The sequence below is a fragment of the Bartonella sp. AA81SXKL genome (assembly GCF_042196945.1).
GTDB lineage: Bacteria > Pseudomonadota > Alphaproteobacteria > Rhizobiales > Rhizobiaceae > Bartonella.
Genome location: NZ_JBHIRH010000439.1, coordinates 1 through 523, shown reverse-complemented (window position 1 = coordinate 523; position 523 = coordinate 1). Strand labels below are relative to the sequence as shown.

Here is a 523-nt window from a genome sequence, read left to right as displayed (position 1 = left end):
GAGCGAATGCAAGTTGCCCTTGAAAGCGAAAAGATTGCCCTTGACCGCTTACGCGAAACAACCGTTGACCGTGAAGAAGTCAAGAGAGCAGCGCGTGAGTTTGGAAGAGCACACCGTGATGCCATGTTGAACTTTCCTCATCGTTTCGGGGCAAGCATTGCCGCACAAGTTGGATGTGATGCTGCAAGCCTAATCGGTGCCATTGATTATTACATACGAAAGGCTTTGCTTGAAGCTGTTCATATTCCAGTTCCTTATCATGATCCTCAACCTCCAGAATGAGAGCGTTTTGGGGCGAGCAAAGAATGAATAATGGATGAGAATGCTGTTACAGAATTTTTCTCCCATGCCAATGATGCAAGACAACCGGACCCACCATACACGGTTTCTCAATGGGCGGACAAGAATAGATACCTTAGCACCGTAGCAAGTGCTGAACCTGGATTGTGGAGAACAAAACGCACCCCCTATTTGCGTGAAATCATGGATAACCTTTCCTCTCACAAACCGATTGAAACAACCA

The 523-nt window shown here is 46.8% G+C and carries 2 pseudogenes; both read left to right on the top strand.

The features are described from left to right. A pseudogene (locus tag ACFINZ_RS12135) lies at positions 1-282 on the top strand (hypothetical protein); the annotation flags it as partial. Between the two features lie 30 nt (positions 283-312). Next, positions 313-523: pseudogene (locus ACFINZ_RS12130) on the top strand (phage terminase large subunit family protein); the annotation flags it as partial.